This is a genomic window from Streptomyces sp. NPDC048462, assembly GCF_043200175.1.
Classification (GTDB): Bacteria; Actinomycetota; Actinomycetes; order Streptomycetales; family Streptomycetaceae; genus Streptomyces.
On record NZ_JBICXG010000010.1, the window covers coordinates 164543 to 183091 of the forward strand.

At 70.4% G+C, this 18549-nt stretch carries 19 protein-coding genes and 1 pseudogene; 6 read left to right on the forward strand and 14 right to left on the reverse strand.

The genetic code is table 11. The features are described 5' to 3' along the window. Positions 1 to 28 precede the first annotated feature (28 nt). The 3 genes from ACGFU6_RS18955 to ACGFU6_RS18965 are packed head-to-tail and all read right to left on the reverse strand — an operon-like array spanning position 29 to position 5912. Complete coding sequence (locus ACGFU6_RS18955; RefSeq protein ID WP_393612135.1) at positions 29 to 499, reverse strand: hypothetical protein; 471 nt, start codon at positions 497 to 499, stop codon at positions 29 to 31. Continuing rightward, positions 487 to 5253, reverse strand: a complete 4767-nt coding sequence (locus tag ACGFU6_RS18960; RefSeq protein WP_393612137.1) for a putative T7SS-secreted protein — start codon at positions 5251 to 5253, stop codon at positions 487 to 489. Before ACGFU6_RS18960 ends, ACGFU6_RS18955 begins: the two co-directional genes overlap by 13 nt. A 2-nt stretch (positions 5254 to 5255) precedes the next feature. After that, positions 5256 to 5912 (reverse strand): hypothetical protein, encoded by a 657-nt coding sequence (locus tag ACGFU6_RS18965; RefSeq protein ID WP_393612139.1) that lies wholly within the window; start codon positions 5910 to 5912, stop codon positions 5256 to 5258. 610 nt (positions 5913 to 6522) lie between these two features. Between ACGFU6_RS18965 and ACGFU6_RS18970 the strand changes: the two genes are divergently transcribed. From ACGFU6_RS18970 to ACGFU6_RS18985, 4 genes and pseudogenes are all read left to right on the forward strand, one after another. Then, the gene (locus tag ACGFU6_RS18970) at positions 6523 to 6684 is read left to right on the forward strand and encodes a hypothetical protein (RefSeq protein ID WP_393612141.1); all 162 of its coding nucleotides are present in this window, start codon (positions 6523 to 6525) and stop codon (positions 6682 to 6684) included. 33 nt (positions 6685 to 6717) lie between these two features. After that, positions 6718 to 6891, forward strand: a pseudogene (locus ACGFU6_RS18975) (hypothetical protein); the annotation flags it as partial. Between the two features lie 15 nt (positions 6892 to 6906). Then, entirely contained in the window at positions 6907 to 7071 is a 165-nt protein-coding gene (locus ACGFU6_RS18980) for a hypothetical protein (RefSeq protein WP_393612143.1), read from the forward strand. Continuing rightward, a complete protein-coding gene (locus tag ACGFU6_RS18985; RefSeq protein ID WP_393612145.1) occupies positions 7068 to 7418 on the forward strand; it encodes a hypothetical protein in 351 nt (116 codons plus the stop codon). The genes ACGFU6_RS18980 and ACGFU6_RS18985 overlap by 4 nt, the downstream gene beginning before the upstream one ends. 119 nt (positions 7419 to 7537) lie before the next feature. On the opposite strand, the gene ACGFU6_RS18990 is transcribed toward ACGFU6_RS18985, so the two are convergent. The 4 genes from ACGFU6_RS18990 to ACGFU6_RS19005 all read right to left on the reverse strand — a co-directional run bounded on the left by ACGFU6_RS18990 (position 7538) and on the right by ACGFU6_RS19005 (position 11177). Beyond that, on the reverse strand, positions 7538 to 7732 hold the full coding sequence (locus ACGFU6_RS18990; protein ID WP_393612147.1) for a hypothetical protein: 195 nt from the start codon (positions 7730 to 7732) through the stop codon (positions 7538 to 7540). A gap of 87 nt (positions 7733 to 7819) precedes the next feature. Continuing rightward, positions 7820 to 8713, reverse strand: coding sequence for an SDR family oxidoreductase (locus tag ACGFU6_RS18995; protein WP_393612149.1), 894 nt, complete (start codon positions 8711 to 8713; stop codon positions 7820 to 7822). Then, on the reverse strand, positions 8710 to 9660 hold the full coding sequence (locus ACGFU6_RS19000) for an alpha/beta fold hydrolase (protein WP_393612151.1): 951 nt from the start codon (positions 9658 to 9660) through the stop codon (positions 8710 to 8712). The genes ACGFU6_RS18995 and ACGFU6_RS19000 overlap by 4 nt, the downstream gene beginning before the upstream one ends. Beyond that, positions 9657 to 11177 carry a flavin-containing monooxygenase gene (locus ACGFU6_RS19005; protein ID WP_393612152.1) on the reverse strand — a complete coding sequence of 507 codons (1521 nt, stop codon included), beginning with the start codon at positions 11175 to 11177 and terminating at the stop codon, positions 9657 to 9659. Before ACGFU6_RS19005 ends, ACGFU6_RS19000 begins: the two co-directional genes overlap by 4 nt. Before the next feature lie 195 nt (positions 11178 to 11372). On the opposite strand from ACGFU6_RS19005, the gene ACGFU6_RS19010 reads away from it, so the two are divergent. Further along, the gene (locus ACGFU6_RS19010; RefSeq protein WP_393612282.1) at positions 11373 to 12014 is read left to right on the forward strand and encodes a MerR family transcriptional regulator; all 642 of its coding nucleotides are present in this window, start codon (positions 11373 to 11375) and stop codon (positions 12012 to 12014) included. 33 nt (positions 12015 to 12047) lie between these two features. On the opposite strand, the gene ACGFU6_RS19015 is transcribed toward ACGFU6_RS19010, so the two are convergent. Both ACGFU6_RS19015 and ACGFU6_RS19020 read right to left on the reverse strand, forming a co-directional pair. Then, entirely contained in the window at positions 12048 to 12623 is a 576-nt protein-coding gene (locus ACGFU6_RS19015) for a hypothetical protein (protein WP_393612154.1), read from the reverse strand. Positions 12624 to 12740: 117 nt separating this feature from the next. Then, positions 12741 to 13556 (reverse strand): exodeoxyribonuclease III, encoded by an 816-nt coding sequence (locus tag ACGFU6_RS19020; protein WP_393612155.1) that lies wholly within the window; start codon positions 13554 to 13556, stop codon positions 12741 to 12743. Between the two features lie 49 nt (positions 13557 to 13605). Here ACGFU6_RS19020 and ACGFU6_RS19025 point away from each other — a divergent pair, with 49 nt between their 5' ends. Next, complete coding sequence (locus ACGFU6_RS19025) at positions 13606 to 14097, forward strand: GNAT family N-acetyltransferase (RefSeq protein ID WP_393612156.1); 492 nt, start codon at positions 13606 to 13608, stop codon at positions 14095 to 14097. A 10-nt stretch (positions 14098 to 14107) separates the two neighbouring features. Here ACGFU6_RS19025 and ACGFU6_RS19030 read toward each other — a convergent pair whose 3' ends face one another. From ACGFU6_RS19030 to ACGFU6_RS19050, 5 genes are all read right to left on the reverse strand, one after another. Continuing rightward, positions 14108 to 14893, reverse strand: coding sequence for an SAM-dependent methyltransferase (locus ACGFU6_RS19030; protein WP_393612157.1), 786 nt, complete (start codon positions 14891 to 14893; stop codon positions 14108 to 14110). A 93-nt stretch (positions 14894 to 14986) separates the two neighbouring features. Continuing rightward, complete coding sequence (locus tag ACGFU6_RS19035) at positions 14987 to 15817, reverse strand: HAD family hydrolase (RefSeq protein WP_393612158.1); 831 nt, start codon at positions 15815 to 15817, stop codon at positions 14987 to 14989. Between the two features lie 7 nt (positions 15818 to 15824). Further along, positions 15825 to 16688: an ABC transporter permease gene (locus ACGFU6_RS19040; protein WP_393612159.1), complete on the reverse strand. Its 864-nt coding sequence runs from the start codon at positions 16686 to 16688 to the stop codon at positions 15825 to 15827. A gap of 3 nt (positions 16689 to 16691) precedes the next feature. Beyond that, a complete protein-coding gene (locus tag ACGFU6_RS19045; protein WP_393612161.1) occupies positions 16692 to 17522 on the reverse strand; it encodes an ABC transporter permease in 831 nt (276 codons plus the stop codon). Then, positions 17519 to 18523 (reverse strand): ATP-binding cassette domain-containing protein, encoded by a 1005-nt coding sequence (locus ACGFU6_RS19050; RefSeq protein ID WP_393612163.1) that lies wholly within the window; start codon positions 18521 to 18523, stop codon positions 17519 to 17521. Before ACGFU6_RS19050 ends, ACGFU6_RS19045 begins: the two co-directional genes overlap by 4 nt. Between the last annotated feature and the right edge of the window lie 26 nt (positions 18524 to 18549).

The window sequence follows — 18549 nt, forward strand, 5'->3', positions numbered from 1 at the left end:
TCCTGGCCGGGCGCGGCCCGGACGAGCCTTACGGCGTTTCGGGTGGGATGAACTCCAGCGCGTTGCCGGTGAAACGCTCCCCGCAGGCCGGGCACTCATTGCGGTACGCGTGGGCGTGTGAGCGTTCGAGGCTGTCTGAGAACAGTGGAACGGCCGTGGTCATTTCGATCACCCGGAACCTCGCACCGCAGGCTGGGTGCGAGGTGCTGTACGGCTCTCCGACGACGGCCCCGGCGAAGTCCGCTTCGGTCGCTGTCCCGGCGGCGACCCGCCTGTCGAGGGAAACCAGGTCGGTTCCGTCGCTCCAGTGCAGGTAAAAGCGGAAAAGCGGTCGGCCAGGAAGTAGACGAACCAGGATACGGCGCATTCGAGGGTGGTCCGCGAGCAGGCGGTCCTCCAGTTCGTCGAAGTCGCGGATCGGTTCGTCAGCCCTGACCAGTTCTCCTGCCGGAAAGTACTGCGTGTCCCACTTGCGAAATCTCACTGTCAGCCCGGCCACGGTTCCACCTTGATCATGTTGGGGATCAGAACTTCGCTCTCGCCTGCTCCGGGCAGGCTCTGCCAGATCCCTTCGCTCGGACGGATCATGGCACGGTAGACGGGCCCACCATTCGCGAAGTACTTCGCAACCTCCGGGTCCGTCGTGAACGACATCACCGACCGGGGGCCGTAGGCCTGCTGCATCTCCGTTCCGAACTCCGAATGGGCATGGGCGAGCGAGTCCGGGCTCCCCCATTCCTTGAGCGCAGACGCATGTGCCTCCTGAGACACGCGAAGTGCGTCATCGATCGAACCTCCCTCGAAGTACGCGCGCTGGGCCGCCTCGCTCATGAGGTGGCCTGTCTCGTCCACGATGGAGTTCTCCGCCATACGGTCCGTCCCCCGGTAGACCGGAACCTTCTCCTCCGAGTAAGGGGACAAGCCGAGCGGGTCTGTCCACCTGTGCGGGTTGTGTACATAGGCGACGGGGTTGGGGGCGGGGGCGAGGCCGAGGGGGTCGGCGGAGGCGTAGCGGCCGGTTTCGGGGTCGTAGTGGCGGAAGAGGTTGTAGTGGAGGCCGGTTTCGGGGTCGTAGTACTGGCCGGGGAAGCGGAGTGGGGTGTAGGTGTCGCTGTTGCGGGGCCAGGCGGTGGTGCCCCAGAGGGTGGAGCGGGAGCGCCAGGCGATGTCGCCGGACTCGTCGATGAGTTCGGTGGGGGTGCCGATCAGGTCGGTGGCGATGGCGAAGAAGCGGCGGTCGATCTCGGTCTGGCGGTCGTCGGGGGTGAGGATGCGTTCGGTCTGGGCCAGGGGGGTGTGGCCGCGGTGGTCCCAGGTGAGGGCGACCGTGTTGGGGGCGTCGGGGTGGTGGGTGGTCTGTTCGCAGAGGGTCAGGCCGTCCCAGGTGAAGCAGATCTCCTCGGCCACGTTCTCGCCGTCGGCCGTGAGGCGCTGTTTGGCGGTGCGGCGGCCGAGTGGGTCGTAGCGGTAGCGCCAGCGGGTTCCGTCGGGGGTGGTGACGGAGGTGAGGCGGTTTTCCGTGTTCCAGGTGTAGTGCCAGATGTCGGGTTTGCGGGAGAGGCGGGTCTTGCGGCGCTGGGTGATCCTGCCGAGGGCATCGTGGGTGAAGCGGACGTCTCCGGCGCGGGTGATGGTGGTGCCGTTGTAGGCGCGGGAGCCGGTGGCTTCGCTGCCTGGGTGGCGGTCCGGCCAGGATGCCGAGGTCTGGTTGCCGGCGTCGTCGTAGGCGTAACGCTCCGTCCAGTTCTTGGCGTGGACGGCGGTGACGCGGCCCGACCCGTCGAGGTCGAAGGTGCGGGTGCCCGAGAGCCGGTCGGCGATGGAGGTCAGGTTGCCGTCGGCGCCGTAGGAGTAGGCACGGCTGTTGACGGAGCGGGCTCCGGCAGTGATGTGCTGCGCGGAGAGCCGCCCGGCCTCGTCCCAGGCCGACGTCATGGTGACCGTGTCGCCGAAGACGCGGGACAGTTCCCGGCCCACGGCGTCGTGGGTGAAGTCGATCCGGTGATCGCCGCTGCTCAGGCGCTGGGGGCGGCCGTCGGTGCCGTAGGTGTAGGTGGTGACGTGGCCGGTGGGGGTGGTGCGGCGGGTGCGGCGGCCCAGGGCGTCGTAGGCGTAGTTCATCGCGCGGCCGTCGACCAGTTCGGTCTTGGTGAGTCCGCGCCGGTCGTACTGGTAGCGGAGTTCGCTGTCCGGGCCGGTCGCCTCCAGCAGACGTCCCGCCCGGTCGTAGGCGTAGGTCGTCGTCTGGCCGTCGGCGTCCTTGCGGACCACCTGGCCGAGCTGGTCGCGCTCGAACGCGATGGCCCCGCCGAGCGCGTCGGTGCGGGTGGCGACCTGGCCCGCGGCGTCCAGCTCGTAGCGGAGGGTGCGGCCGTCGAAGTCGGTCTCGGAGACGATGTGGCCGGCCGCGTCGTACTCGTAGGACCAGTCCAGGCCTTGGGGGTTGGTGACTCGGGCGAGGCGCAGGTTGTTGTCGTGCTCGAACTCGTAGCGGGCGCCGTCCGGGCCGGTGCGGGCGGCCAGCAGGTCGAAGTGGGTGTATTCGGAGCGGGAGACGCCGCCGACCGGGTCGGTGTGGGTGAGGGTGTTGCCCTCGCCGTCGTACGTCCATGACTCCGAGGCGCCGTCCGGACCGGTGCGCCGGGAGAGCTGTCCGTCGGGGTGCCACTCCAGGCGGGTGACGCCGCCCACCGGATCGGTGGTGCGGACCGGTCTGCCGAGTGCGTCCCGCTCCGTGAGCATGACGGCGTCGGCCCGGTCGGTCACCTTCACCGGCAGGCCGGCCGCGTCGCACACCACATGAGTGGTGGCGCCGAGTGCGTCGGTGACCGAAGTGAGCCGGCCGCCCCGGTCGTAGGTGTAGCGGGTCGTGGCGCCGGCCGGGTCGGTGGCCGCCGTGCGGTTGCCGCGTTCGTCGAACTCGTTGAGTACCCGGTTGCCGTCCGGGCCGATGACCTCCACCGGGCGGCCGAACAGGCCGCGCACGGTGTGCAGTTCGCCTCCGTCGGGACCTGTGGTGGCGGTGAGGCGGTCGTCCTCGTCGTAGGCGAAGGCGGTGGTGCGGCCCAGGGGGTCGGTGCGGGTGGTGAGGTTGCCGCGTGGGTCGTAGCGGAACCGGGTGGTGCGGCCGAGTGGGTCGGTGACGGCCAGAGGGAGGCAGCCGGGGCCGAAGACATGGCGGGTGGTGTGGCCGTCTGCTGTGGTGAGGGTGGTGGTGCGGTGGCCCGTCTCCGGGTCCGGTTCGGTGTAGGCCAGGGTGATGTGGACGTGGCCGGCCTCGCCGCCCTCGGCTGTCACCCGGTCCTGGTCGTCGTAGACGTAGTCGTAACGGCTGTCGTTCGAGTCGATCCAGGCCGTGACGCGATGGCGATCGTCGTGGACGAAGGTGGTGGTGGCGCCGGACGGTTTGGTGACGGTGGTCAGGACGCCGTCCTGATAGCCGTAGCCCATCAGGACGAGGTCGGTGCCGTCCTCGCCCGCCCCGGCCAGGGACAGAGCGGTGACCAGGCCACCTGTGGTGGACAGGTTCAGCTGGTGGCCCGCCGAGTGGGCCAGGGCCAGCGGCACACCGTCCTCGTCGCGGTCGATCGCGATCGTGTGGCCGTTGCGCTCGCTGATCTCCGACAGCCACGCCACGCCGTCGCCCCCCGGTTCGGCGCCGGCCGGGGCGTTGAAGTCGAGGACGAGGCCGCTGTCGGGGTCGGTGAGCGTGTAGTCGCCGTTGCCGTCGCGGGCCAGCAGGGTGCGGGACGTGCCCGACTCCGACACGGTGGGCGTGCCCGGGATCGGGTGCGGGTAGTGGATCAGGAGCCCGTCGGCGGTGACGTGGAGGACGCCGATAGCGTCGACTTGGAGGCGTTCGTCGACGGTGGAGGTCCAGGACGGGCCCAGGAAGCGGCCGATGGCCAGACCGGACTCGGTACGGCGGGTGAAGACCAGCGGCAGGATCCCCGGGATCGTGACATCGGTCTGCGGGAGATACATCCGGCCCGTGGCGAGGTCGACGGGGTCGGTGCCCTCGCTTACGCGTTCCCCGTCCGGGCGGCGGTGGGTGCCCTCCGGGACGTCGTCGACCAGCCGGCGCAGCCGGGCAGCCTCCGACGCCTCCTCCGCGACGCGGGCGCCCTTCACCGCGGCGCCGCCACCGCCGGTGGCGATCGTCATCGCGATGTCGGGGATCAGCCGGCCGAAGCCCTCGGCCGGGTCCTTCATGAAGTCCTTGGCCATCTGGATGCCCGTGCCGGTCGGGTCGTTCGCGGCGACCACCAGACCCGCGGCCAGGCTGTTCAGGGACGTGACGTATTCGGCCGGGTGCGTCAGGTTGTACGGGTCCATCGGGTTGACGCTGCGGACGAAGTTGAGCGTGCCCGCAGTGGCCTTGACGATGCCACCGTCTATATGCATCCCCATGATCTGCGCCTCGTCGAACCCGTCACGCAACTGCTCGGAGTACGACGGCTTCTTCGGCGCCATGTCACGGGCGGCACTGATCGCGGTGCGGGCGGTCTGCGCAGCCGAGTTCCGCTGCTCACGGGCCTCGGCCAGGACGTCCTGCGCATCCTGCATCAGCTTCTTGCCCGGGTCCTCGAACGTCGAGGCCGGTCGGGGCGGCAGCTCGGAGGGGTCACGCTGGTCCGACGGCTTGGCGTTGTAGCGGTCGACCGCCTTGTTGAAGTCGTCGACCTTCTTGCGGTGGGCGTCGGCAGCGGTCTCGGACGCCTTGACGCCTTCCTTCCACTTGTCGATCGCCGTCTGCGCCTGGCCCTGCGCCCAGCTCACGGTGGAGGCGAACGAATCCAGCGCCCCGAGCGCCTTCGTCGTCGCGTCGGCGGCGGCGTACCACTTGGGCGGCTGAGTGCTCACCGCCGTGCGCAGCGCATTGGCCGTCTCGCCCTTGAGCTCCCCGGAGTCCAAACCCTTCAAGCCGTCGCCGGTCCCGTCGAACGCCGCCTGGAAGGCGCGGAGCTTGGTGACGGTGGCGTTGAGCTTGCTGACACTGCCGTAGATCAGCTTCGTCTTGTCCTCGGTCTGCCCGAGGTCCATCTCGTCGACCTCGGCACCCATCCGGTTGGCGACCGAACGCGACTGCTCCCGCACCCAGTCCGCCCCGGACTCCCAGCCGACGTCGTCCAGCCGGTCGGCCGTCCAGTTCCCGACGTCCTCGACCCGGTCACCGGCCCACTCGACACCGTCCTCGACCACGTCCTCGACCGAGTCCGGCGTGATGTCCTTGATGAAGTCGCCTATACCCACGCTCAGTTGTCCCCCGACTCGCCCTGCTGCTGCTCCTGCTGCGCGCGTTCCTCCGGCGACGGCCCCAGTGTGTCGTCCAGCGACTGGTTGAACTGCTCGTCGGAGATGCCCAGCGCACTGTTGAACATGTCCGACTGCCGCCCGCCATACCCTTCGGTCAAAACGGTGCGGCCGGTGTCCTTCCAGGTCTGCCCCATGTCCTGGCCGGCCTTCTCGAACGACTCCGGGCTGAAGTCCGGGTCCAGGTAGTCCGGCGTGAAGATGTCGCCCCAGTTCTGCTTGGCGATCTCCTCCTCACTCGCGTGCGGGTTCCCGCCGAACACGGCGTTCGCACCGACCTTGAGGGTGCCCGCGATGTACTGGTCGTTCTCCCACTGCGTACCCGCCGCCAGGCCGAGCCGGTCCGCGAGCCCGCTCGCGTCCCGTACCAGGGCCCGCACTCCCCACTCCCAGCGCTCGCAGAAGTCCTCGAAGTCGACCGAGACACCGTGGTGCCCGGCCTCCATCCCCGTGATCGCCAACGACGAGAAACCCTTACCCATCACGGAGCCCGTGGCGCCGCCGAGGTCACCGAGCTCGTCGATCGTGGTGTTCAGGCCCTTGGTGAACTTGGTGACCGACTCCTTGTCGAGATGCAGATCCGCCCCGTCACCACTCACCGCCCAGCCCCCGCTTCACCCACACCGGCATCCACAGCCGGACCCGCCGGCTCACCCACCAACGGCCTGGGATCCACGACCCCCCGATGCCGCTCGGCGATCCGCTCGGCCCACAACTTCCCCGCCCCACCCATGTCTCTCCCCCGTCGTAGGTGACTGATAGCACCGTAGAACAGGACGCGCGACAGGACACGACCGGTTCTTCACAGGACCCCACCAGGGCCGAGCACCCGCTGGGATGCAGCAACCTGCGGATCAGCGATGCGCTCGCCTCCGGGCCGCCCGGCGCGGGTCCTGGGATGCCGATGACCAGGAGATCGACCCCGGGAGACGCGGCCAATGTCTCAACTACCGGCCACCGCACGGCAATTTGGCTCCTTCTTGCCTGCCTCGCAACCGCCCCCGGGCGCTTAATGGTGCTTCCGCTGCATGCGGATGGGACTGACGACCACACGGGGGAGCCATGGGCGACACAGGAACACCCGGCACATCACCCCCCGAACCACCGCCCCAAGCTCCTCCGCCACGGCCGCCGGCTCCCCCACTGCCGTCGCAGGGGCGGCCCCTCCATCCCGGCTCTGCGGTACCTGGACGCCTCAACAACCCGGGGGTGAACGACCGGTCCACCCGCAAGGGAGACCCCCTGGTCCTCCGGGGCACCCGCCGCACGCTGTGGGTGGGGTCGGCGGCCGTCCCGCTGCACAACATCAGCTGGGTCGACGCCTTCAGGCTCAGCCACAACTGGGGCAGGGCCTTCAGCCGCCTCGTGTAATGGCTGGTCGTCGCCGTCCTGGTCCACGCCGCGATCAACTACGCGAACGGGAGCGGGGACAGGTACGAGGGTGACGTCGAGGGGAACGGGTACGGCAGTCTCCTCCTCATCGTCCTCGCGGTCTGCCTGGTCGTCGTCCTCAGGGAACTGATCGCGTCCGCGAAGCCGGTGCTGGTCGTCGAGATGAACAGCGGCTCCAGGGTGGTCGTGACCCTGCCGAGCATGGACGAACTGCGGGAGATCGCCGGACGGATCGTGCAGGCGATCGACAACCCGGAGGCGGAGTTCACCGCGATCGTGCGGCAGTTCCACAACAACAGCACGAACAACTACGGCCCTGTCGTCAACATGACCAACGGCCGGGGAAACACGGGGTTCAAACTGTGAGTGACGCGTCGAACTACTACGGCCCCGTGGTGAACATGAACGGCGGCCGCCAGAACATCGGCATCAACCACGGCACCGTCGGCGGTCCCGCCCAGGACGCCGAACTGCGGGCCGCCGTCGAGGACCTCACCCGCCTCCTGCGGGAACTGCGTCCGCACCTCGCCCCGGACCAGGCCCGGACCGTCCAGGGCACGTTGCCCGAGCTCACTGCCGACCGGGGCGCCCTGCGGGAGCGCGGCCTCGCTCTGGCGTCCGTCGCGCAGATCGCGGCCACGGTCGGCGAGGTGGGCCGGCCCGTCGTGGAGGCGGTGGGGCGGCTGGTCACGCTGCTGGGGGCCGGGTCGTGATCCCGGGGCGAGCGGCAGCGGTGGCGGTGGGTCCGCGGCACTGATGACGCACGGAAGGGCGCACCCGGAACGAATCCGGGCACGCCCCTCGATACACGTCACTCATGCGCGACCGGGGTTCAGCGGTCGAACTTCTCGCGAACGTCGTCCGCCGCACCCCGGGCCTTGTCGCGACCCTGCTCCGACGCGTCGGAGGCCCGCTCGGACGCGTCCTGCGACCGGCCCTGGCCTTCGCCCTTGCCGTCCTTCATCTTCTTCTGCGCCTGGTCGGCAAGATCCTGCGCCTTGTCCTTGAACTGGTCGGCGATGCCCATGCTGTTCACTCCTCGGTGGGGTGCGTGGGGACGGCCCCGTGGGGGCCTCGACCAGACTTACACGACCGGGCATTCATCGCATTTCGATCATTCACGCTGTGTGCGCGAGGACCGTTCGTGCTGGTCAGCGGCGCCTCCCGCTCCGACGAGCCCCTTGCTGACGCCCTCAAGGCGCGAGCCGAACCTCTTCATCTCGCGACGGCCGCCGACACCGATCAGGGAGGGCAGGTAGCCGCGTACCGACTGCATGCCGCGCAGCCACCACTGTGCGTACACGTGGGGTGAGCGGCGCTCGATGCCGGCCACTATCCGGTCGACCGCCGGGCCGAGCGGGTACGTGCGGTTCATCGGCCGGGGCAGCCGCTGGCGCAGCTCGCGCATGACGTCGTCCTCGTCGGCGCCGCGCACCATGTCGGTGTCGGTCCAGGAGAGGTAGCCGACGCCGACCTTCACTCCCCGGTAGCCGACCTCCGCGCGCAGGCTGTGGGCGAAGGCCTCGACGCCTGATTTGGAGGCGCAGTAGGCGGTCATCATCGGCGCGGGTGTGATCGCGGCGAGGGAGGCGATCTGGAGGAAGTAGCCGCGGCTCTCCATCAGGATCGGCAGGAACGCCCGGCCGGTGACCGCGCCGCCGATCAGGTTGACCTCGATGACCCGGCGCCAGGCCACCGGGTCGGAGTCGACGAACGGTCCGCCGGAGGCGACGCCCGCGTTGGCGACGACGACGTCGATCTTGCCGAAGCGCTCCTTGACCTCCTGGGCGACGCGGGCCATCGCCTCGTGATCGGTGACATCGGCGTGCCAGTGTTCGCTGTCGCCGTGCAGCCGCTCCGAGACCTTCTTCAGCTCGTCCGGCTCCAGGCCGACCAGCGCGAGCTTCGCGCCGCGTGCCGAGAGCTTGCGGGCCAGCAGCTCGCCCACACCGCGCGCCGCGCCCGTGACGACGACGACCTGTCCTTCGAGACCGCGCCTGCCGCTCATGCGACCCCCTCCTCTTCCTTGCTCTCGACTACCGCCGTTCCGCGCACCTGGAGGCACCCGGTCACCAGTTCCCGTATTTTCGCCGTGACCGCCTCCGGTGCCTCCACCGGCGTCATGTGTCCCAGGCCCTCCAGTTCGGTGAGGCCGAGGCAGTCGGGGAGCGCCGCCGCTATGGCGCGGGCGTGGACGGGCGGCGTCAGCCGGTCCTCCGTGCCCGCGATCACCGCGGTGGGCACCCGCAGCTCCCGTACGCCCTCGTCGAGGTCGAGCTCCGCGAGGACGTGGCCCCAGGCGAACCTGGGGGTACGGGGGCAGGCGTGCACGATCCGGGCGCAGGTGTCGACCCGGTCCGGTGCCGAACCCGGTCCCATGGTCGCGTACTTGAGGATGCGGCGCGAGAGCGGAGTGACGGGCCCGAGGGGCGCGCGGGCGCCGAGGATGGCGCGGGTGAGGCGGGTGCGCACCGCCCCTGCCCGCATCGGCACGACGCGTGATTCGGCGAGCAGCCGCGAACTACCGGTGCTGCACAGCAGTATGGCGGCGGCGTGTTCGCGGAGTCCGGCCCGGCGGGCGGCGGCCATGATGGTCATGCCGCCCATGGAGTGGCCGGCCAGTACGGCCTTCTCGCCCGGTTCCAGTGTGGCGGCGAGCACCGCTTCGAGGTCGTCGGCCAGCGCCTCGGTGGTGTATCCGGCGGGGCGGGCGGCGGGTGAGGTGCCGTGGCCGCGCTGGTCGTAGGCGATGACGCGGTGGTCGACGGCGAGGTCCCTGATCTGGGCGTCCCAGAAGCCGGTGTTGCAGGTCCAGCCGTGGGCGAGGACCACGGCCGGGGCGCCGTCCGGTCCGTGCACCTCGACGTGGACGCGGGAGCCGTCGGCGGAGACGGCCATGAGTTCGCGTACGGGCACCGGGCGGGTGCTGCCGCTGCGGGTGGTCGGGCGGCTCATCCGGCGACCTCCTCGGAGACGGCCTGCTCCGCGCCGCGCTGCGCGGGTACGCGGACGACCTGGTACTCGGATATGTCGACCGTCCGGGTCACCTTGCGGAACTCGGCGGTGGTGCCGGGCCAGACGGTGGTGTTGCGCCCGTTGGCGTCCAGGTACCAGCTGGTGCAGCCGCCGGTGTTCCAGACGGTGCGCTTCATCCGTTCCTGGACGCGGTGGTTCCAGGCTCCGACGGCGGAGGGGCGGGCGTCGAGTGCGACCCGTCCGCCGAGCACGTCCAGCTGGCGGAGGTAGTCGGCCATGTAGTTGAGCTGGGCCTCGATCATCAGGATCATCGAGGAGTTCCCCAGGCCCGTGTTGGGGCCGATGATCGTCATCCAGTTGGGGAAGCCGGCCGCGCTCGCGCCGCGCAGCGCCTGCATGCCGCCCTTCCAGGACTCCGCGAGGGTGTTCCCCTCCGCGCCCACCACGCGGTCGGCGATCGGCATGTCGGTCACGTGGAAGCCGGTGCCGAGCACGATCGCGTCGACCTCGGCCTCCGTACCGTCGGAGGCGACGACCGTGGAGCCGCGCACCTCGCTCAGACCGGAGGCGACGACGTCCACATTGGGCTGAGCGAGCGCCGGGTAGTAGGCGCTGGAGAGCAGGATGCGCTTGCAGCCGATGCGGTACGAGGGGGTCAGCTTGGCGCGCAGCGCCGGGTCCTTGATGGAGCGGGCCATGTTGGACTTGGCTATCCGCTCGACCAGGCCCAGCTGGTCCGGGTGCTTGGTGAAGGCGCTGACCTGCAACTCCCTTATCCCCCAGAGCAGTCCGCGGCGTGCGGTGCCGGTGAAGGGGAGCGTGCGGTGCAGCCAGCGTTCGGCGCCGCTGATCTGCCGGTCCATCCTCGGCATGACCCAGGGCGGGGTGCGCTGGAACAGGGTGAGCTTCGCGGCCTTCGGCTGGATCGACGGCACGATCTGGATGGCGGAGGCGCCGGTGCCGACCATCGCGACGCGCTTGCCGGTGAGGTCGGCGTCGTGGTCCCAGCGGGCGGAGTGGAAGACCTTGCCCGGGAAGTCGGCCAGACCCGGGATGTCGGGCAGCTTCGGGTCGGAGAGCGGCCCGGTCGCGGAGACGACGACATCGGCCACGACGGTCGTGCCGTTCGCGCTCTCGATGACCCAGTTCAGCTCGTCGCCGTCCCAGCGCATCATCGTCACCTCGTGGTCCAGCCTGAGGTGCGGGCGCAGTCCGAAGGTGTCCGCGACGTGCTCCAGGTAGGCGCGGATGTGCTCCTGCCCGGAGAAGGTGCGCGGCCACTCGGGGTTGGGGGCGAACGAGAACGAGTAGAGGTGGGACGGTACGTCGCAGGCGCAGCCCGGATAGCTGTTGTCGCGCCAGGTACCTCCCACCGAACCGGCGCGTTCCAGGATCACGAAATCGGTGATGCCTTCGCGGCGGAGCCGGACAGCGGCTCCGAGGCCCCCGAATCCGGATCCGATCACCGCCACTCGTACGTGTTCGTGCTGGGCCATGCTGCCGCCTCCCCGCGGTACGTCACACGACTCTGCCAGCAATCACTGGCACTGTTGGGAGACTAGAGCAGCCCCGTACCGATGGGTAGGGGTGCGGCCAGGGAAAGTTACCGGCGGTTCAACAAGCGGCCCGCGCCCCGGACCGGCCGGTAGGGTGCGGGGGTGGCTGACGGACACGAGCACCGCGAATACCGCATGGAGGAGCTGGCCAAGGAAGCCGGCATCCCCGTCCGGACCCTGCGCTTCTACCGGGAACGCGGCCTGATCTCACCACCGCGCCGCGAGGGCCGCATCGCCTGGTACGACGACCACCACCTCGCCCGGCTGCGCACGATCACCGGCCTGCTGGAGCGCGGCCACACCCTGACCGGCATCGCCGACCTGGCCCGCACCTTCGAGAGCGGCCGCGACGTGGCCGAGGTACTGGGCCTGGGCGAACCGACCGAGGAGACCCCGGTCCGGCTCACACCCGAGCGGCTCGCGGACTACTTCGAGGGCGAGTCGACGCCGGAGAACCTGGCGGCCGCGATGGAGCTGGGCTACCTCGGCACGGACGGCGACGAGATCGTGCACATCAGCCGCCGCCTCCTGGAGGTCTCCGCCGAACTGGTGCGGGAGGGCGTCCCGCTCGCCACCGTCCTCGCCTCCGGCCGGCGGGTCCGCGAGCACGCGGACGCTCTGGCCGACCTCTTCGTCTCGACCCTGCGCGATCACAGCACACAGGAGGAGCCTCCCCAGCTGCGGCCGCTGGCACGCGCGGTGGTCGACGCGGAGCTCTCCATGGCCCTGGACCGGCGACTGCGCCGCGACGCGGAGGCGGCGAAGCCGCCGGAGTAGACGGCCCGCCCCGACCGAGCGGCACTCGCCGTGTCACATGGGCGCGGGTTCACCGGAGCCGCCCTGTGCGGCGTGCTCGTTCACCGGCACGCCGGGCGCGAAGTGGGCGACGGCGGCGGCCAGCCGCTCCCTGTCGAGGCGCCACCCCTGAGCTGCCCGGGAGGCCATCACGACGTCGGCGGAGACAGGAACGAAGGCGCCCACGACGGCACGAGCCGTCGGACCGTCACCGAACAGCGGGGGAGCGCCCTTCCGTCGCGCAAGCCCGACGTAGGGCAGTGATGCGCCGCCGACGGTCTGGCTCCAGAGAACGACGCCCGTGATATCGGCCCAGGGCACATGGTTCGTGGTGGCCCGGTATCTGGCCGGACTTCCACCGAGGAGCACGCCCGTCTCGTCCACCCTGAACGCCACCTTGCGGCTCAACGCCGTGTACGCCATGAACAGCCCGCCCAGGCCGAACAGCGGCAGCCCCAGCAGCCGCCCGAGCAGCGGCACACCCGGAAGGAGCAGGACCGCGGTGAAGACGGCGGCGAACGCCACTGTTCCGGCGGTCCGGCGGTCCCAGCCGTAGCGCGCCTGATATGTGAGCGGAGATCTGTCGGCCATGGCGAAATCATCACAACGTCCGGCTCCCGGGGGAAGCCCTCGGGAGCCGGCGGGCGACAGCGGGCGACAGCGGGCGACAGCGGGCGACGCAGCCTGACGAGGCCCTCCACCCACTCCCTACAGGTCGAAGACGGCGGTCACGGGCGCGTGATCGCTCCACCGTTCCGCGTGGCTCGCGGCCCGCTCCACGTACGCCTTCACGGCGCGCGCGGCCAGCCCCTCGGTGGCCACCTGGTAGTCGATCCGCCAGCCCGTGTCGTTGTCGAATGCGCGGCCCCGGTAGGACCACCACGAGTACGGGCCCTCGACGTCCGGGTGCAGCGCCCGTACGACATCGACGTACGCGGCCTCCTCGAAGACCCGGGTCAGCCAGGCCCGCTCTTCGGGGAGGAAGCCGGAGTTCTTCTTGTTGCCCTTCCAGTTCTTGAGGTCGGCCTCCTGGTGCGCGATGTTCCAGTCGCCGCAGACCACCACCTCGCGGCCTTCCGCGGCGGCGCGCGTCTTCAGCCCGGCCAGGTAGGGCAGGAACGCGGCCATGAAGCGCTCCTTCTCCTCCTGCCGCTCCGTGCCGACCTCGCCGGAGGGCAGGTACAGGCTCGCGACCGTGACGCCCGGCAGGTCGATCTCGACGTACCGGCCGCTCGCGTCGAACTCCTCCGCCCCGGGGGCACCGAAGCCGCCGAAGCCGGTCTGCACCCGCTCGGGCGCCCGGCGGGAGTAGAGCGAGACCCCGGCCCTGCCCTTGGCGGCGGCCGGTGCGTGGACGGTGTGCCAGCCCTCCGGCTCACGTACGTCCTCGGGCAGCTGCTGCGCCTCGGCCCGCACCTCCTGGAGGCAGATCACATCGGCGTCGGTCTGCGCCAGCCACTCGACGAAGCCCTTCTTGGCGGCGGCACGGAGACCGTTCACATTTACGCTGGTAACGGTGAGCATTCCGGCACGATACCGACCCAGTCGTTCGCATACATGTACCATCATTCGCATGAATATCCAGCCACGGCCCTACGATCACCCCGACGCCGTCAAACTCAACGACCAGGTGCAGCTCGAATACGCCGAGCGCTACGGGGACGAGGGCGACATCACACCGCTGGACGCCACGATGTTCGACCCGCCGCGCGGCCTGTACCTGCTCGCCTACGACATGTCGGACCGCCCGGTCGCGACCGGCGGCTGGCGCGCGCAGGAGCGCAACGACGAGGGCTACTCGGACGGTGACGCCGAGCTCAAGCGGATGTTCGTGATACCCGAGGGGCGCGGTCACGGCCTGGCCCGCCGCATCCTGGCCGCCCTGGAGGCCGACGCCCGGACGGCGGGCCGCACCCGCATGGTCCTGGAGACCGGCGACAAGCAGCCCGAGGCGATCGCGCTGTACCTCTCCAGCGGCTACACACCCTGCGAGAAGTTCGGCCACTACCGGACGTACGAAAGCAGCCACTGCTTCGCGAAGCCGCTGCGGGACGGGACGGCCTGAGGCCTCCGGCTCACCGGACCCGCGCGACACCCACGTAGAACCCGCTGCGCTCGACGGCCGGCGCGGCCCCCTCGCGGTACCACTCGGTCGCGGGGACGAGTCCCGGCTCGACGAGGTCCAGCCCCTCGAAGAACGGCTCGACCTCCGCACGGGTGCGCATCCGCAGCGCGATGGCCCCCTTCTCGTACGCCGCCTCGGTCTCCCGCCTGAGCTCCGGATGCTGGTCGGCGGTGCCGTGCGACAGCGCCAGGAAGCTGCCCGGAGCCAGCGCGCCGACCAGGGCCCGGGTGATGCCGTACGGATCGCGGTCGTCCGGCATGAAGTGCATCAGCGCGATGAGCGACAGGGCGACGGGCCGCCCGAAGTCCAGCACCGCCCCCGCCCGTTCGAGGATCACCCCCGGCTCCCGTACGTCGGCGTGCAGGTACTCCGTGACCCCCTCGGGGCTGCCGTCGAGCAGCGCCTCGGCGTGCCGCAGCACGATCGGATCGTTGTCCGCGTACACGACCCGGGCGGACGGCGTGACCGCCTGGACGATCCGGTGGAGATTGGGCTCCGTGGGGATTCCGGAGCCGATGTCGAGGAACTGGTCGATCCCGCCCCGCGCCAGCCAGGCCGACGCCCGGTGCATGAACGCCCGGTTGCGCGCCGCGTTGCCGCGCGCCTCCGCCGGCAGCCCCCGGGCCACCTGCCGGTCGGCCGGATAGTTGTCCCTGCCGCCCAGCAGCCAGTCATAGACGCGCGCCGGATGCGGCTTGCTCGTGTCGATCAGGGGGTCGGGTACGCCTGCGGTCACGGGTCGCTCCTCGGTGCGGGTGGCGCGAGTACGCATGAGCGGCCTCAGCGGGCGGGACCGCCGCGCCACCGTCCCACGTCCTGACCGGATGGCTCAACCGCCCCCGAAGACCCGCTCGATGACCGTGGCCACGCCCTCCTCGTCGTTGCCGGGTGCCACCTCGTCGGCGACCGCCTTGAGCGCCTCGTGCGCCCCGGCGACGGCGATCCCGCGGCCGGCCCAGGTGAGCATCGGGATGTCGTTGGGCATGTCCCCGAACGCGATGACGTCGGCGGCCTCCAGTCCCAGGTGCCGGGCGACGAAGGAGAGGCCGGTGGCCTTGTCCAGTCCCGCCGGGAGGATCTCCACCTCGCCGGGCCCCGCCACGACCACCGAGACCCGGCCCCCGGCGGCCCGGGTCACGGCCTCGGCCAGCGCGTGCTCGTCGAGCGTGGCGTGCTGCACGTACACCTTCCGTACGGGCAGGGCCCACAGTTCGTCCTCGGCGGTCGCCCGGAGGATCGGCGTCTCGCCCTCCAGGTCGTGCCGGTAGCCGGGGGCGGCCACCACCTCGCCGTCCACGCCGTCCCGGTCGCCGGCCGGGATCAGCGGGCCGGTCACCGCCTCGGTCCGGGCGAGGACCGTCCTGGCGAGGCGCCGGTCCAGGGTGACGGAGGTCAGCTGGCGGCCGGCGTCGATGTCGTACACCTGGCCGCCCTGGCCGCAGACCGCGAGGCCGGTGCAGCCGAGGTCGGCCAGGACGTGCCGCGTCCACGAGACGGACCGGCCGGTGACGACGACGTGCCGTGCCCCGTGCCCGGCGAGCAGGGACAGGGCGGCCCTGGTGCGGTCGCCCACCGTGCGGTCGGAGCGCAGCAGCGTGCCGTCGAGGTCGGTGGCGACCAGGGCGTAGGGCGGTGGTGTGCGGGTGGTCCGTCGCTCCATCGGCGCCTCAGCCCCCGTTGCTGCGGTAGTGGGCGAGGTTCCAGTTCCACAGCCGCTTCGCGAGGAGGAACAGCACCACGCAGACCGCGGGCGACCACTGCGCGAGCAGGGCCATGGGGCCGTGTCCCGGCTCCCTGTCGAGCAGGACCAGCACGGGGAAGTAGGCGACGAAGGCGAGCGGCAGGACGAAGGTGAACGCGCCCCGCAGGAAGAGCGGCAGGATCGACAGGGGGTAGTTCCCGATGGTCGCCATGATGTCGTCGATCCACTTGCCGACGCCGTGAGCGAACGGTGAGCGCAACAGCAGCGCGGCCAGGGGCAGTTGCACGGCCGCCTCCAGGAACACCCCGCCGATGATCGCCGCGCCGAGGTAGAGGACGGCTCCGGTGTCCCAGTGCACGGGGGCCTGTGTGACCGCCGCGGCGCACACGGTGACCCCGACGAAGAAGTCGCCCAGGGCGTTGATGTTGAAGCGGCTGATGAGGATCTGGGTGAGCACCGACATCGGCCGCAGGAAGAATCCCTCGACCCTGCCCTCCTCGACGAGTTCCAGCAGCTGGTCCGAGAGGTTGCCGAACACCATGGTGAACAGCCCGTGGGACATCAGGCGCATGCCGACGATGAGCAGGACCCCGCCGTTCGGGAAGTCGCCCAGCCCGTCGAAGCGGGTGAGGAGCACGGCGGCGAAGGCGAGCGTCGACGTCTGCCAAAGGATGCCGAAGAAGATCTCGAAGGCGAAGTCGCCCGGGTACTCCAGGCGTCCCCTGATGTTCACGGCTGTGGTGCGCAGCACGATCCGCAGGACGCGGCCGGTCCTGTTCACCTGCGACCGCAGCCGTGCGGAGCGGGACACGTCGATCGTCGTGGTCATGGCTCAGCCTCCCTGAGAGGTCACGCGCCGGGCCGCCCGCGACCAGACGATCCGGGTCAGCACGGCGAGGGCGACGACCCAGCACACCTCGCGCAGCAGGTGCCCGGGGGCCTGGTCGAGCGGGATCCGGCCCACGTAGATCGAGATGGGTACGTTGACCGTCGCGGCGAAGGGCAGGACCGAGGCGGTGGTGAACAGCCAGCCCGGCAGGAACCAGAGCGGGACGAAGACCCCCGAGAGCAGGTCCTGCACGAAGCCGTACATGCGGGTGAGCCCGGTGTTGGAGATCAGCCAGAACGTGGCGAGGTCGACGAGCTGCCCCAGGTAGTAGAGGATCATCTGTCCGAGCACGAGGCTCACGGCGAACACCAGCGCCACCGTGCCCGAGGCCGGTGCGCCGATCACTCCGGACGCCAGGGCCACCAGATATCCGACCAGGGCCCACACCGCGCCGTAGCCCATGTCGCCGAGGGCGCGGTACATGTAGTAGCGGCCGGGCGAGATCGGCCGCAGGAACCAGTAGATGACCGTGCCTTCACGGGTGCGCTGCGGCAGCGAGTCCTTGGAGACCATGCGGTTGGTCCACCGGATGCGGCCGATCAGGATCGCCAGGGTCGCGTACGTCACCGCCTGCCGGACGTCGAGCCCGGCGACGGACGTCTTGCCCCGGTAGACCGCCGTCCACAGCAGGTAGTAGACGTACACCTGGACGCCCAGCATGAACGGCGCGAGGAAGAAGCGGCCCCGGTACGCGATCGTCTGGTACAGCGGCACGATGCGCCAGATCCGCCAGGCGCGGCCGCTGCCCCTGGTCGTGGCGGCGACGGCACTCATGCGACGAGCGCTTCGTTCTTGGCCTCGTAGGCGTTCCGCATGAGCTCCTCCAGGTCCGTCTCCTCGACGGTGATGCCGACCACCGGGAACCCTGACGTCAGCGCCCTCACCACGTCCTCGGCGGTGCTGTCGCCCTCGGGGACGAGGGTGGCGCGCGTGCCCTCGTAGGAGAGCACCCGGGTGCCGGGCACTTCGGGCCGGGCGACGGGCTCGCCGAAGGTGACGTGGACGACCTTGCGGGCGCCGTAGCGCAGTTTCATCGCGTCGAGGGTTCCGTCGAAGACCAGCCGGCCGTGGTTGATCAGCAGGACGCGTTCGCACAGCCTGGCGACGTCGGTCATGTCGTGGGTGGTCAGCACGACGGCCCGGCCGCGCTCGTTGACCTGTTGCAGCAGGAACGCGCGGGTACGTTCCTTGGCCACCACGTCCATGCCGATGGTGGGTTCGTCGAGGAAGAGGATGGCGGGGTCGTGCAGGACCGCGGCCGCCATGTCGCAGCGGACCCGCTGCCCCAGCGACATGAGGCGTACCGGGGTGTCCCAGAACTCCGAGATGCCGAGGACCTGGTCGACGTCGCGGAGCTGGCGCGCGTAGTCGGCGGAGGGGATGTCGAAGATGTCGCGGAGCAGACCGAAGGAGTGGCGGGCCGGCAGGTCCCACCACAGCTGGGTCTTCTGCCCGAACACCGCCCCGATCCGGCGGGCGTTGGCCTCCCGGTTGCGGTGCGGCACCCGCCCGTCGACGTACACCTCGCCGGACGTCGGGGTGAGGATGCCCGTCAGCATCTTGATCGACGTCGACTTGCCGGCGCCGTTGGGGCCGAGCAGCCCGACCAGTTCCCCCCGGCCGACGGAGAGCGTCAGTCCGCTGACCACCGTGCGCTCGTCGCGCGCCGGGGCGACGAGCGATCTGATGGCGGAGAAGCGGCCGGTGAGCTGCGGCTTCACCTTGTAGGTCTTGGTGAGGCCGCGGGTCTCTATCACGGGCGGTTCGCTCGGCATTCGGGTTCCCTTCGGGAGGGTGATTT

Excerpts from the sequence above, each read along its gene's own strand:
- ACGFU6_RS18980 (WP_393612143.1), top strand. The coding sequence starts at position 6,907 with ATGGACGAACTGCGGGAGATCGCCGGACGGATCGTGCAGGCGATCGAC.
- ACGFU6_RS19005 (WP_393612152.1), bottom strand. The coding sequence starts at position 11,177 with ATGGCCCAGCACGAACACGTACGAGTGGCGGTGATCGGATCCGGATTC.
- ACGFU6_RS19050 (WP_393612163.1), bottom strand. The coding sequence starts at position 18,523 with ATGCCGAGCGAACCGCCCGTGATAGAGACCCGCGGCCTCACCAAGACC.
- ACGFU6_RS18995 (WP_393612149.1), bottom strand. The coding sequence starts at position 8,713 with ATGAGCGGCAGGCGCGGTCTCGAAGGACAGGTCGTCGTCGTCACGGGC.
- ACGFU6_RS19040 (WP_393612159.1), bottom strand. The coding sequence starts at position 16,688 with ATGACCACGACGATCGACGTGTCCCGCTCCGCACGGCTGCGGTCGCAG.
- ACGFU6_RS19000 (WP_393612151.1), bottom strand. The coding sequence starts at position 9,660 with ATGAGCCGCCCGACCACCCGCAGCGGCAGCACCCGCCCGGTGCCCGTA.
- ACGFU6_RS19025 (WP_393612156.1), top strand. The coding sequence starts at position 13,606 with ATGAATATCCAGCCACGGCCCTACGATCACCCCGACGCCGTCAAACTC.
- ACGFU6_RS19015 (WP_393612154.1), bottom strand. The coding sequence starts at position 12,623 with ATGGCCGACAGATCTCCGCTCACATATCAGGCGCGCTACGGCTGGGAC.
- ACGFU6_RS19045 (WP_393612161.1), bottom strand. The coding sequence starts at position 17,522 with ATGAGTGCCGTCGCCGCCACGACCAGGGGCAGCGGCCGCGCCTGGCGG.
- ACGFU6_RS19010 (WP_393612282.1), top strand. The coding sequence starts at position 11,373 with ATGGAGGAGCTGGCCAAGGAAGCCGGCATCCCCGTCCGGACCCTGCGC.
- ACGFU6_RS18990 (WP_393612147.1), bottom strand. The coding sequence starts at position 7,732 with ATGGGCATCGCCGACCAGTTCAAGGACAAGGCGCAGGATCTTGCCGAC.
- ACGFU6_RS19020 (WP_393612155.1), bottom strand. The coding sequence starts at position 13,556 with ATGCTCACCGTTACCAGCGTAAATGTGAACGGTCTCCGTGCCGCCGCC.
- ACGFU6_RS19035 (WP_393612158.1), bottom strand. The coding sequence starts at position 15,817 with ATGGAGCGACGGACCACCCGCACACCACCGCCCTACGCCCTGGTCGCC.